The sequence below is a fragment of the Motilibacter aurantiacus genome, assembly GCF_011250645.1.
In the GTDB taxonomy this organism is placed as follows: domain Bacteria; phylum Actinomycetota; class Actinomycetes; order Motilibacterales; family Motilibacteraceae; genus Motilibacter_A; species Motilibacter_A aurantiacus.
In genome coordinates this window covers 68,840-80,984 of the sequence record NZ_JAANNO010000003.1, presented here as the reverse complement: position 1 = coordinate 80,984, position 12,145 = coordinate 68,840, and the positions used below count along the sequence as shown (strand labels likewise).

The following is a 12,145-nucleotide window of genomic DNA, read 5'->3' as shown; positions in this document are numbered from 1 at the left end:
GGGCTGTACCCGTGCTCAGGCGGTGGTGCGGAACTGCCGCCGGTACGCCAGCGGCGTGATCCCCCGCAGCCGCGCGAAGTGGTGGCGCATCGGGGCCGCCGTCCCGAAGCCGCAACGAGCGGCGATGAGCTCGACGGAGTCCTCGCCCTCCTCGAGCAGGCGTTGCGCGAGAGCGACACGCTGTGCGGTGACCCACTGCAGTGGCGTCGTCCCGACCTCCGCGCGGAACCGACGGGCGAAGGTGCGTTCGGACATGTGCGCCCGTCGCGCCAGCTCCTGCACCGACAGGTCCGCGTCGAGGTTCGCGGTGGCCCAGGCGAGGAGGCCGCCGAGCGTGTCCGCCGGGGTCGCGGCGATGGGCGTCTCGACGTACTGCGCCTGCCCGCCGTCCCGATGCGGAGGCACGACCATGCGCCGGGCCATGGTCGCCGCGACCCCTGCGCCGAGCTCGCTGCGCACCAGATGCAGGCAGGCGTCGATCCCCGCCGCGGTGCCGGCGCTGGTGATGACCCGGTCGTCCTCCACGTAGAGCACGTCGGGGTCGACCCGCGCGGCCGGCAGGGCGGCCTGCAGCTCCTCGGCGTAGCGCCAGTGCGTGGTGCACCGGCGACCGTCCAGCAGCCCGGCCCGGCCGAGCACGAAGGCGCCCGAGCAGACCGACAGGACGCGGGCGCCGCGATCCAACGTCTCCCGCAGCAGGGCGAGCACCGGCTCAGGGGTGTCCGCATGGCGGGGAGAGGCCGGAACGGTGACCAGGTCGGCCTCCCGCGCCCGGTCGAGGCCGTGCTGCACGTCGAGCGAGAAGCCCATCGACGTGGGGACGAGGCCGGGCGTCTCGGCGACGACGTCGAAGTCGAACCCGGGGACGCCCTGATCGCTGCGGTCGAGCCCGAAGACCTCGCAGACCACACCGAGCTCGAAAGGAGCCACACCCGGCAGGGCTATGGCGACGACGTTGCGCAGCATGGGGACAGCCTTCCACGCCATTGGCGGAAAACCTGCGAACCATGGGGTTCCTGCCACTCGTGGCGGGAACGCCAGGGCGGCACAGTTCGAGCCATGACGATGATTCCCGAGCTCGCCTCCGCCCTCGCCCTGCTCGCCTCCTCGGCCGCGATCGTCCCCTGGGTGCGATCGGACGGGCTCGCCGGCAGCCGCCGGGCCCGCGGCCGGGCACTCGGCCGGACGGGAGGCGGCGTCGAGGGCGCGCCCTGCACCTGCGCTGCTCAGGCCCCCAGCTCCCGGTAGTAGAAGAGCAACTGCTCGTTCCGGCCCGGCTCGTGGTTGACGTAGCCGTGTCGCTCGTAGGAGTGGCGCGCGGCCACGTCGTCCCCGTCGACGTTGGTCTCCACCAGCTCGCGCCCGTGCTCCGTCGTCCGTCCCGACGGCGCGCAGGAGCGGCGCCCCGATTTCCTGGCCGCGCCCTGCGGCGCGACGTGCAGCTCGTCGAGCAGTGCGACCGGGCGGTCGTGCCAGACGTCGGGCCGACAGGCCACCAGGGCGAGCCCGGCCGGGGGGTCGCCCGCGATCAGGGCCAGTGCCCGGTCCGTGGCCAGCAGCCGGGTCAGGCGGGCTGCGAGGACGCGGGCCCCCGGGCCGCGTGTCGTGCTCACGGTTGAACCCGTCGAGCAGCGCGGCGACGGCCGGGGCGTCGGCCTTGGTGGACGCCTGGGGCGCGAGGTGCTCCCTCGTCCGAGTCTCGGGCGCCGGTGGCGCCCCACGGCCGGCGGTGCCCTCGCGTCCCGTGGCTCCCTCCGGCTTGTCGAGGACGTCGCCGCAGGAGCCTTGCCCTGTCCGTCAATTTCCACTAACGTTAGTAATATCTGACGGACGCTGCGAGGTGAGGGAGTGGTAGCGATGGGAGCTCCGGTCGCGTTCTTCGAGGTCACGAGCCCGGACCACGAGCGGGCGCAGCGGTTCTACGCCCAGCTGTTCGGCTGGCAGGTGGCGGCCGACGAGGAGATGGGGGGCTACGGGCTGGTCGACACCGGCGCCGGCGACGGGGCGATCGGTGGGGGTATCGGCCCGGTGGAGGAGGGCGACGCGCCGGGCGTCCGGGTGTACGTCCGGGTCGACGACCTGGAGCAGCAACTGCGGAGAGCCGAGCAGCTCGGCGGCACCGCGCTCGTCCCGCCCACGGAGCTGCCCGGCGGGTTCGGCCGGTTCGCCCTGCTCGCCGACCCCGACGGCAACACGGTCGGGCTATGGGCGTGACGACGTGACCTCCAGGGACGAGCAGGGCCTGGACGAGGCCATGCGGGCGCTCGCCGAGCCACGGCGGCGGGCGATCCTGCGCCTCGTCGCCCGTGACGAGCTCGCAGCGGGCGAGATCGCGACCGCCTTCGACGTCACCCGGACGGCGGTCAGCCAGCACCTGACGGTGCTGAAGAACGCGGGGCTGCTCGTGGAACGCCGCGAGGGGACCCGCCGGCTCTACCGGGCCAGGCCGGAGGGGCTCGCCGGGCTGCGCGAGTTCCTCGACGAGACGTGGGCCGCGTCCCTGGGCGTGGCCCGCCAACTGGTCGAGGCCGAGCGCGCCGCTCGTGACGGCGCCGAGGGCGGCAAGGAGGCACGACGTGCCGGATGACATCACCGTGACGCCGCTGCGGCGGCCGCCCGTACGGCAGTCCGTCGTGGTCCGCAGCGACCGCGCGCACACCTTCGACGTCTTCGTCCGCACGCTGGGGACGTGGTGGCCGCTGCAGCCGTTCTCGATCGGCGGCGAGCAGGCCCGGCAGGTCGTCCTCGAGCGGCAGGTCGGCGGGCGGGTGTTCGAGACCTGGGACGACGGCAGCACGCGTGACTGGGGCACGGTCCTCACCTGGGACCCGCCGGAGCGCTTCGCCATGACCTGGCTGGTCACGGGCGCCCCCACGGAGGTCGAGCTCACCTTCGCCGCGCTCGCGCCCGCGCTCACCCGGGTGGCGGTCGAGCACCGCGGGTGGGAGGCGCTCAGCGAGGCCCAGCTGACCGCCGCCTGCGCGCTGCCCGACGGGTACGCCGGGGGCGCCTTCACGCAGGGCTGGGCCCTCATCCTCGGCCGCTTCGCCGCCGCGCTGGCCAGCGAGGCCGCCCATCCGGGTCCGCGGAGCCCAGGAGGGGAGCCGTGACCACCGAGCAGGCCACCGACCGGCAGCTGTACGTCTACCGGCTGACCGGGCCGCGCCCGACGTTCCCGCAGGACATGACCCCGGCCGAGGCCGACGCCATGCAGCGCCACACCGACTACTGGCTCGAGCTGCTCGACCAAGGCACCGCCGTGTTCTTCGGCCCGGTCGGCGACCCGGCGGGGGTCTGGGGCCTCGGCATCCTCGAGGCCGGCTCGCCGGAGGAGGTGGACGCCGTCCGTGCCGACGACCCGGCCGTCACCTCCGGCACCGCGACGGCCGAGGTCATGCCCGTGCTCGGCGGCTACGCGCGCCCGCTGCCGGCCGACCGCACGCCCCCGGGGTAGGGGAGGAGGGGCAGCGCCGCGCGCGCCGGGCAGACTCGTGGGCATGACCACCTCCGACGGCCCGCTGTTCGCCGACCTCGCGCTCCGGGAGGAGCTGCTGCGCCCACTCGCGGCGCTCGGCTACGAGGAGCCGACGCCCATCCAGCGCGAGGCGGTCCCGCCGCTGCTCGCCGGGCGGGACGTCCTCGGGGTCGCGGCTACGGGCACCGGCAAGACGGCCGCCTTCGCGCTGCCGTTGCTGCAGGCCCTCGCGCCGATCGAGGAGCGGCCGGGCAGCCCGACCGCGCTCGTCCTGACCCCGACGCGGGAGCTGGCCGTCCAGGTGTCGGAGGCGATGTACAAGTACGGCCGCGAGCTCGGCGCCCGGGTGCTGCCGGTCTACGGCGGCACCCCGATCGGGCAGCAGCTGCGCTCGCTGTCCCGCGGCGTCGACGTGGTGGTGGCCACCCCGGGCCGGGCGTTGGACCTGCTGGGCCGGGGCGCACTGCGCTTCGACGCGCTGCGCACCGTCGTGCTCGACGAGGCCGACGAGATGCTCGACATGGGCTTCGTCGAGGACATCGACGCGTTGCTGGACGCCACACCCGAGGGGCGCCAGACGGTGCTCTTCTCGGCGACCATGCCGGCACGCACGGCGGCACTGGCCCGGCGCCACCTGCAGGACCCGGTGCACGTGCAGATCGAGAAGGCGCCGGTCGCGGCGGGCGAGGTGCCGCGCGTCCGGCAGAGCGCGTACCTCGTCGCCCGGGCGCACAAGACGGCCGCGCTCGGCCGGGTGCTCGACCTCGAGGCACCCACGGCGGCGATCGTGTTCTGCCGCACCCGCGACGAGGTCGACGACGTGACCGAGAGCCTCAACGGGCGCGGCTACCGCGCCGAGGCGCTGCACGGCGGCATGAGCCAGGACCAGCGCGACCGGGTCATGGGCCGGCTGCGGGCGCAGACCGCCGACCTGCTGGTGGCGACGGACGTCGCGGCCCGCGGGCTCGACGTCGAGCACCTGACCCACGTCGTCAACTACGACGTGCCGAGCGCGCCCGAGTCCTACGTCCACCGCATCGGGCGCGTCGGACGCGCCGGCCGCGAGGGCGTGGCGATCACCCTCGTCAGCTCCCGCGAGCACCGCATGCTCAAGACGATCGAGCGGGTCACCGGGCAGCGCATCTCCGTCGAGACGCTGCCGACCATCGCCGACCTGCAGGCCCGTCGGCTGGAGCTGACGCGGGCGGCGCTGCGCGAGAGCCTGCTGACCGACGACCTGGAACGCTTCCGCAGCGTCGTCGAGACCCTGAGCGACGAGTTCGACGTCCTGCAGGTCGCGCTGGCCGCGGTGAAGCTGGCCCACGAGTCGACGGTCGGCCGTGACGGCGACGAGGACGAGATCCCGGAGGAGCGGCTGCCGTCCAAGCGTGACGTCGGCGACCGCGGGCGGCCCGAGCGCGGGCGCGGCGTTCAGGCCGGCGGGCGCCCGGGCCCGGGGCGCGGCAACGGCCCCATGACCCGGCTGTACGTCGGGGTGGGGCGCAGCGCCGGCATCCGGCCGCAGGACCTCGTCGGCGCGATCGCCGGGGAGACCTCGCTCACCGGCCGCGACGTGGGGGCGATCGAGATCACCGACCGGTTCTCCCTCGTCGAGGTGCCCGAGGACATGGCCGACACGGTCATCACCAGCCTGCGGGGGACGACGCTGCGCGGCCGCAAGCCGACCGTGCGGCGAGAGCGCTTCCCGGCGGGCGGGAGCCGGGGGCGGGACCGCGGGTAGCCCGGCCGCTGCCCCGGAATGCCCGGTATGGACGGCCGTGTTGGCTCTGGGGTGACCGTCGCCCCCGCCCCCACCGTCACCCTCGACAACCGCTTCGCCCGCGAGCTGCCCGAGCTCGCGGTGGCCTGGCGCGCCGAGGGGGCGCCGGACCCTCGACTGCTGGTGCTCAACGAGCCGCTGGCCCGAGACCTCGGCCTCGACCCGGCGGCGCTGGCCGCCCCGGAGGGCCTGCGCCTGCTGACCGGCGCAGCCGTCCCCGCCGGTGCCACGCCGGTGGCCCAGGGCTACGCCGGGCACCAGTTCGGCGGCTACAGCCCCCGGCTGGGCGACGGGCGGGCGTTGCTGCTCGGAGAGCTCGTCGACGCGGCCGGCCGGGCTCGCGACCTGCACCTCAAGGGATCGGGGCGCACGCCGTGGGCGCGCGGCGGGGACGGGCTGGCCGCCGTCGGGCCGATGCTGCGTGAGTACGTCGTGAGCGAGGCGATGCACGCGCTCGGCATCCCGACGACGCGCTCGCTCGCCGTGGTCGCGACCGGCCGGGGCGTACGCCGCGAGACGGTCCTGCCCGGCGCCGTCCTCGCCCGCGTCGCCGCCAGCCACCTGCGGGTGGGCAGCTTCCAGTACGCGGGGGCCAGCGGGGACACCGAGCTGCTGCGCCGGCTCGCCGACCACGCGATCGCGCGCCACTACCCGGAGGCGGCGCAGGCCGAGAACCCGCACCTCGCGCTCTTCGACGCGGTGCTCGCCGCCCAGGCGTCGCTGGTCGCGTCCTGGATGCTCGTCGGGTTCGTGCACGGGGTGATGAACACCGACAACATGACCATCTCCGGCGAGACGATCGACTACGGGCCGTGCGCGTTCATGGAGGGCTTCGACGTCGCGGCGGTCTACAGCTCGATCGACGAGGGCGGGCGCTACGCGTACGGCAACCAGCCGCTCGTCGCCGAATGGAACCTCGCCCGGCTGGCCGAGGCCCTGCTGCCGCTGTTCTCCGACGACCAGGAGCGGGCGGTCGAGCTGGCGATGAGCTCGCTCGGCGCGTACCGGCCGCTGCATGCCGCGGCGTGGCTGAACGGGATGCGGGCGAAGCTCGGCCTCCCGGCCGGCCTCGACGACGCCGTTGCCGCCCCGCTCGTCAACGACCTTCTCGAGCTGCTGCAGGCGGCCCGGGCGGACTTCACGTCCTTCTTCCGCGACCTGGCGAGGGCCGCGCGGGGGCAGGCGGAGCCGGTACGCGGCTGGTTCCTCGACCTCGCGGGCATCGACAGCTGGCTCGAGCGCTGGCGCGCCCTCGAGCCCGACGCCGACGCCATGGACCGGGTCAACCCGGTCTACATCCCGCGCAACGAGCGGGTCGAGGAGGCGCTCGCCGCCGCCACGGCCGGAGACCTCGCGCCCCTGGACCAGCTGCTGCAGGTGCTGGCCCGCCCGTACGACGAGCGGGCCGGGCTCGAGCGCTACGCCGAGCCCGCGGCAGAGGGCTCGGGGCCGTACCGGAGGTTCTGCGGGACCTGACACGCGACGCGCTTCCGGCAAGACACCGGTGGCCCGGCTCCTTCCCCAGGAGCCGGGCCACCGGCGTGTCGGCGAGAGGGAATCAGGCCGCGCTGAAGCGCCCGCCCCTGCCCCTGCCGCCGCGGCTGCGAGAGCGCCGGGCGGCGGGCGTCGCCTCGCCGTCCGACCCCGCCGCGCGTCGCTGCGGAGCGCCGGGCTGCTGGCCGCGGCCGCCGGCGGTGCGCCCGCCTCCGCTCGCGCGCGGGCCCGGGACCTTGGCCTTGCGCGCCGGCTGCTGTGCCGGCGCCGTCGGAGCGGGCGCGGGCTCGACGTGCGGGGCACGCTCGCCCACCAGCGCCGAGAGCGTCGCGTCACCGGGGGCGACCCGGGTGATCGGGGCGGTGACCTTGGCCTGTCGGAGCAGCGTCGACACGTCGGAGCGCTGCTCGGGCAGCATCACCGTGACGACCGCGCCGGAGGCTCCGGCACGCGCGGTGCGCCCGGACCGGTGCAGGTACGCCTTGTGCTCGGCGGGCGGGTCGACGTGCACGACCAGTTCGATCTCGTCGACGTGGATGCCGCGGGCGGCGATGTCGGTCGCGACCAGGACGCGTACGGAGCCGTCGGTGAAGGCGGCCAGGTTCCGCTCGCGGGCGTTCTGGGCGAGGTTGCCCTGCAGGTCGACCGCCGGGACACCGGACGCGGTGAGCTGCTTGGCGAGCTTCTTGGCCTGGTGCTTGGTGCGGGTGAACAGGACGCGGCGCCCCGTTCCGGACGCGAGCTCGCGGACGATCGCGCCCTTGGCGTCGGCCGCGACCTCGAGGATGTGGTGCTCCATCGTCTGCACCGGCGCGGCGGCGGGCGCGACGGCGTGGACCCGCGGGTCGGTGAGGAAGCGCTTGACGAGGACGTCGACGCCGTTGTCCAGGGTGGCGGAGAACAACAGCCGCTGCCCGCCGGTGGGCGTCTGGTCGAGGATGCGCCGGACGACGGGGAGGAAGCCCAGGTCGGCCATGTGGTCGGCCTCGTCCAGCACGCTGATCGAGACGGCGGACAGGTCGCAGACGCCCTGCTTGATCAGGTCGTCGAGGCGGCCGGGGCAGGCGACGAGGATGTCGACGCCCGCGTTGAGCGCGGCTTCCTGGCGCGACTGAGCGACGCCGCCGAAGACCACCGCGGTCACCTGGCCCGCGGCCCTGGCCAGCGGGTCGAGCGTGGCCTGCACCTGGTTCGCCAGCTCACGCGTCGGCACGAGCACGAGGGCATGCGGACGGCGCCGCTCGCGGCGGGTGCCAGCGGCCAGCAGCCGCGCCACGATGGGCAGGCTGAAGGCCAGCGTCTTGCCGCTGCCGGTCGCGCCGCGGCCGAGCACGTCGCGCCCGGCCAGCGAGTCCGGCAGGGTGACGGACTGGATGGGGAAGGCGTCCGTCTTGCCCTCGGCGGCCAGCGAGGCGACCAGGGGAGCCGGGATCCCGAGGGCGGCGAAGGTCACCGGAGCGGCCTCGGCGGCGGTGGTGACGGCGTCGTCGAGGACCGGGGACGGAGCGGCCGCCTCCGGCGCACGGCGGCGGGTGGGCGCCTGACGCGGGGCCTGCGGGCCGGAGGCGCTGGGAGCGCTCGCGCGCCGGCCGGCCCGGCGGCCGGGGGAGGCGGCGCCGGGGCGCGTCGAGGCAGGGGTGGACGAGGCGTGCTTGGTCAATCGAGTCCCTTGGATGCGGTGGCCGCTGCGCATGTCCATGGGGACCCGCCCTGAGGGCGGTGCGACGACCTCGGGCGCGCAGCTCGGCGCAGCCCTCACCGACCATTGTGTCCTACATCTCCGGTCCGCGGCAGGCCCGGAGGCGGTGGGCGTGGTCACCCTGACCGGGCGCGCCACTGCGCGCGACGGCCGAGGGCCGGCCCGGACGACGTCCGAGCCGGCCCTGGGCCGTGTCGTGCTGGGAGGAGCGGAGGGGTCAGAGTCCCAGGTCGGCCTCGAAGGCCGCCTCCTCGAGCCGCTGCTTGATCGTCACCAGGAAGCGCGCGCCGTCGGCCCCGTCGACGAGACGGTGGTCGTACGAGAGCGACAGGTAGACCATCGACCGGATCGCGATCGTCTCGCCCAGCTGCGGGGAGTCGATGACGACCGGGCGCTTGACGACCGCGCCGGTGCCGAGGATCGCGACCTGCGGCTGGTTGATGATCGGGGTGTCGAACAGCGCGCCCCGGCTGCCGGTGTTGGTCAGGGTGAACGTGCCGCCGCCGAGCTCGTCCGGCATCACCTTGTTGTCGCGGGTGCGGGCCGCCAGGTCGGCGATCTTGCGCGCGAAGCCGCCGATGTTCAGGTCACCCGCGTCCTTGATGACCGGCACGAGCAGGCCGCGCTCGGTCTCCACGGCGAAGCCGAGGTGCTCGGCGCCGTGGTAGACGATCTCGTCGCCCTCGATGCTCGCGTTGATCTTCGGGTGGACCTTGAGCGCCTCGACCGCGGCCTTGGCGAAGAACGGCATGAAGGAGAGCTTCACGCCCTCGCGGGCCTCGAAGTCGCGCTTGGCCCGCTGGCGGAGCCGGGCGACGTTGGTGACGTCGACCTCCACGACGCTGGTGAGCTGCGCGGACGTCTGCAGCGACTCGACCATGCGGCTGGCGATGACCTTGCGCAGGCGGGTCATCTTCTCCCGGGTGCCGCGCAGCGGCGAGGGCTCGCCGAGCGGTGCGGCGACCGAGGTCGTCGCCGCCGCCGGCGCGGCGGGCGCCGCCGGCTGGGCCGTCCGGGCCTGCTCCTGCTTCTTGCGCTCGGCCGCCTCGAGGACGTCCTGCTTGCGGATGCGGCCGCCCACGCCGGTGCCCGACAGCGCCGACAGGTCGATGCCGTGCTCGGCGGCGAGCTTGCGCACCAGCGGGGTGACGTAGGCGCCCTCGTTGTTCGGCGCGGGCGCCGGTGCGGGAGCAGCCGGAGCCGGAGCAGCGGTGGCGGGAGCAGCCGGGGCGGGAGCGGGGGCAGCCGCTGCGGGAGCGGGCGCCGGGGCAGCCGGGGCCGGCGCGGGAGCCGGGGCCGGGGCGGGAACAGGAGCCGCCGGAGCCGGAGCCGGAGCCGCGGGCGCGGCCGCTGCGGCCGGAGCCGCGCCGGGAGCGCCCACGAGCGCGAGCTGCGCGCCGACCTCGACCGTCTCGTCGGCCTGGACCGTGATCTCGAGCAGCGTGCCGGCGACCGGGCTCGGCACCTCGGTGTCGACCTTGTCGGTGGACACCTCGAGCAGCGGCTCGTCGACCTCGATCGAGTCGCCGACCTGCTTGAGCCAGCGGGTGACGGTGCCCTCGGTCACGCTCTCGCCGAGCGCGGGCATCGTGACCGGCACGCCCTGCCCACCGGCCGCGGGAGCGCCCTGCGGGGCGTCGGCCGCGGCCTGCTCCTCGTTGCCCGCCGACACGATCGGCTGCTCGGACGGTGCGGGCACCGACGACGGCGCGGCGGGGTAGCTCGCGGACGCGCCCCCCTGGGCCGCGGAGTCCGCCGCGACGTCGTCGAAGGCGGTGTTGTCCTGGCTGGCCGGGGCACCGCTGGGCTCCTCGCCCGCGGTGGCGATCACCGCCAGCTCGGCACCGACGTCGACCGTCTCGTCGGCCGCGACGACGATGCGCTGGAGCACCCCCGCCGCCGGGCTCGGGACCTCGGTGTCGACCTTGTCGGTCGACACCTCGAGCAGCGGCTCGTCGACCTCGACGGAGTCGCCCTCCTGCTTGAGCCAACGGGTGACGGTGCCCTCGGAGACGCTCTCTCCGAGGGCCGGCATGGTCACCGAGAACGGCAAGGGATGCCTCCGGGTCTCGTGTTAACGGATCGACACCGATCCGAAGAAGGGGTGGAAATCAGCCGTGCACGTGCAGGGGCTTGCCGGCGAGGGCGAGGTGCGCCTCCCCGAGGGCCTCCGACTGGGTCGGGTGCGGGTGGATCAGCTGCGCGACCTCGGCCGGCAGCGCCTCCCAGTTGTAGATGAGCTGGCCCTCCGCGATGAGCTCGCCGACGCGCGAGCCGACCATGTGGATGCCCACGACGGGGCCGTCCTTCTGCCGGACGAGCTTGACCGAGCCCTGCGTCTTGAGGATCTGGCTGCGGCCGTTGCCACCCAGGTCGTAGACGAGGGTCTCGACCTCGCCGTACTTCTCCGTGGCCTTGGCCTCGGTGAGGCCGACCGAGGCGACCTCCGGCTCCGAGTAGGTGACTCGCGGGACGCCGTCGTAGTCGATCGGCGTCGTGGCGACGCCGGCGATCTGCTCGGCGACGAGGATGCCCTCGGCGAAGCCGACGTGGGCCAGCTGCAGCGTCGGGATGAGGTCGCCCACGGCGTACACGTTGGGGACGCTGGTCCGGCAGTACTCGTCGACGATCACGTAGCCGCGGTCGGTCCGGACGCCGGCCTCCTCGTAGCCGAGGCCCTGCGACACCGGGCCGCGGCCGACGGCGACGAGCATGAGGTCGGCCTCGATCTGCTTGCCGTCGGCCAGCGAGACCTTGACCCCGGAGTCGGTGCGCTCGACCCCGTTGAAGCGGTTGCCCAGCTCGTACTTGATGCCGCGGCGGCGGAACGCGCGCTCGAGCAGCTTGGAGCTGGACTCGTCCTCGAGAGGGACGAGGTGAGGGAGCGCCTCGACGATGGTGACGTCGGCGCCGAAGGACTTCCAGACGCTGGCGAACTCGACGCCGATGACCCCGCCGCCCAGGACGATGACCGAGCTGGGGACGTGCTCGAGCTGCAGCGCGTGGTCGCTGGTGATGATGCGGTCGCCGTCGATCTCGAGGCCGGGCAGCGACTTCGGCACCGAGCCGGTCGCCAGCACGACGTTGCGGCCGCGGTAGGCGGCGCCGTCGACCTCCACCACGTTGGGCGCGACGAGCTTGCCGTAGCCCTCGACGTAGGTGACCTTGCGCGCCTTCACCAGGCCCTGCAGGCCCTTGTAGAGGCGGGAGATCGTCGCGTCCTTGTACTTGTTCACGCCGGGCATGTCGATGCCCTCGAGCGTGGCGCGCACGCCGAACTGCTCGCTCTCCCGGGCGCCGTCGGCGATCTCGGCCGCGTGCAGGAGCGCCTTGGTGGGGATGCAGCCGCGGTGCAGGCAGGTGCCCCCGACCTTGTCCTTCTCGATGAGCGCGACGGTCAGGCCGAGCTCCGCGGCGCGGAAGGCACAGGCGTAGCCGCCGCTGCCTCCGCCGAGGATCACGACGTCGAAGGCGTTGTCCGCCACGTGGCTCTCCTTGGGTGTGGTGGATGCACGTGCGCGCCAATCTTGTCACTGGCGCGCCGCGTGCTCGAACGGGGGAGGAGCGCGCCGGGTTGGTCCAATCCGGCGCGGGCACCGCCCGGGCTGTCCTAGCGTTCCTATCGGTACGCCGATTCCCGGCGCACGGCGGGCCCGGTCGGCCCGCCCGTCATGGCACGGACCGACCAGGGGGACGG

General features: G+C 74.5%; 12 protein-coding genes. 7 read left to right on the top strand and 5 right to left on the bottom strand.

Annotated features, from left to right (window positions below):
- Positions 1-15 precede the first annotated feature (15 nt).
- Positions 16-966: a GlxA family transcriptional regulator gene (locus G9H72_RS06660; RefSeq protein ID WP_166169194.1), complete on the bottom strand. Its 951-nt coding sequence runs from the start codon at positions 964-966 to the stop codon at positions 16-18.
- A 93-nt stretch (positions 967-1,059) separates the two neighbouring features.
- Here G9H72_RS06660 and G9H72_RS06655 point away from each other — a divergent pair, with 93 nt between their 5' ends.
- Entirely contained in the window at positions 1,060-1,248 is a 189-nt protein-coding gene (locus G9H72_RS06655; RefSeq protein WP_166169192.1) for a hypothetical protein, read from the top strand.
- Here G9H72_RS06655 and G9H72_RS06650 read toward each other — a convergent pair.
- A complete protein-coding gene (locus G9H72_RS06650; protein ID WP_166169190.1) occupies positions 1,227-1,613 on the bottom strand; it encodes a GNAT family N-acetyltransferase in 387 nt (128 codons plus the stop codon). The two genes, G9H72_RS06655 and G9H72_RS06650, sit on opposite strands and share 22 nt — an antisense overlap.
- Before the next feature lie 244 nt (positions 1,614-1,857).
- On the opposite strand from G9H72_RS06650, the gene G9H72_RS06645 reads away from it, so the two are divergent.
- Genes G9H72_RS06645 through G9H72_RS06620 form a run of 6 tightly spaced genes read left to right on the top strand, consistent with a single transcriptional unit; the run spans position 1,858 to position 6,731 of the window.
- Positions 1,858-2,214 (top strand): VOC family protein, encoded by a 357-nt coding sequence (locus G9H72_RS06645; RefSeq protein WP_166169188.1) that lies wholly within the window; start codon positions 1,858-1,860, stop codon positions 2,212-2,214.
- Positions 2,215-2,254: 40 nt separating this feature from the next.
- Positions 2,255-2,587: an ArsR/SmtB family transcription factor gene (locus G9H72_RS06640; RefSeq protein WP_166169891.1), complete on the top strand. Its 333-nt coding sequence runs from the start codon at positions 2,255-2,257 to the stop codon at positions 2,585-2,587.
- On the top strand, positions 2,577-3,110 hold the full coding sequence (locus tag G9H72_RS06635; RefSeq protein ID WP_331272054.1) for an SRPBCC domain-containing protein: 534 nt from the start codon (positions 2,577-2,579) through the stop codon (positions 3,108-3,110). The genes G9H72_RS06640 and G9H72_RS06635 overlap by 11 nt, the downstream gene beginning before the upstream one ends.
- The gene (locus G9H72_RS06630; protein WP_331272053.1) at positions 3,107-3,454 is read left to right on the top strand and encodes a YciI family protein; all 348 of its coding nucleotides are present in this window, start codon (positions 3,107-3,109) and stop codon (positions 3,452-3,454) included. Before G9H72_RS06635 ends, G9H72_RS06630 begins: the two co-directional genes overlap by 4 nt.
- 43 nt (positions 3,455-3,497) lie before the next feature.
- A complete protein-coding gene (locus G9H72_RS06625) occupies positions 3,498-5,216 on the top strand; it encodes a DEAD/DEAH box helicase (protein WP_166169186.1) in 1,719 nt (572 codons plus the stop codon).
- 51 nt (positions 5,217-5,267) lie between these two features.
- A complete protein-coding gene (locus G9H72_RS06620; protein ID WP_331272050.1) occupies positions 5,268-6,731 on the top strand; it encodes a protein adenylyltransferase SelO in 1,464 nt (487 codons plus the stop codon).
- Between the two features lie 82 nt (positions 6,732-6,813).
- Here the strand turns inward: G9H72_RS06620 and G9H72_RS06615 are convergent, their stop codons facing one another.
- The 3 genes from G9H72_RS06615 to lpdA form a co-directional block, all read right to left on the bottom strand.
- On the bottom strand, positions 6,814-8,409 hold the full coding sequence (locus G9H72_RS06615) for a DEAD/DEAH box helicase (RefSeq protein WP_231126571.1): 1,596 nt from the start codon (positions 8,407-8,409) through the stop codon (positions 6,814-6,816).
- A 256-nt stretch (positions 8,410-8,665) separates the two neighbouring features.
- Positions 8,666-10,501, bottom strand: coding sequence for a 2-oxoglutarate dehydrogenase, E2 component, dihydrolipoamide succinyltransferase (gene sucB, locus G9H72_RS06610; protein ID WP_196790884.1), 1,836 nt, complete (start codon positions 10,499-10,501; stop codon positions 8,666-8,668).
- A 58-nt stretch (positions 10,502-10,559) separates the two neighbouring features.
- Complete coding sequence (lpdA, locus tag G9H72_RS06605) at positions 10,560-11,933, bottom strand: dihydrolipoyl dehydrogenase (protein WP_166169182.1); 1,374 nt, start codon at positions 11,931-11,933, stop codon at positions 10,560-10,562.
- Between the last annotated feature and the right edge of the window lie 212 nt (positions 11,934-12,145).

Excerpts from the sequence above, each read along its gene's own strand:
- G9H72_RS06640 (WP_166169891.1), top strand. The coding sequence starts at position 2,255 with ATGCGGGCGCTCGCCGAGCCACGGCGGCGGGCGATCCTGCGCCTCGTC.
- G9H72_RS06655 (WP_166169192.1), top strand. The coding sequence starts at position 1,060 with ATGACGATGATTCCCGAGCTCGCCTCCGCCCTCGCCCTGCTCGCCTCC.
- G9H72_RS06645 (WP_166169188.1), top strand. The coding sequence starts at position 1,858 with ATGGGAGCTCCGGTCGCGTTCTTCGAGGTCACGAGCCCGGACCACGAG.
- G9H72_RS06660 (WP_166169194.1), bottom strand. The coding sequence starts at position 966 with ATGCTGCGCAACGTCGTCGCCATAGCCCTGCCGGGTGTGGCTCCTTTC.
- G9H72_RS06625 (WP_166169186.1), top strand. The coding sequence starts at position 3,498 with ATGACCACCTCCGACGGCCCGCTGTTCGCCGACCTCGCGCTCCGGGAG.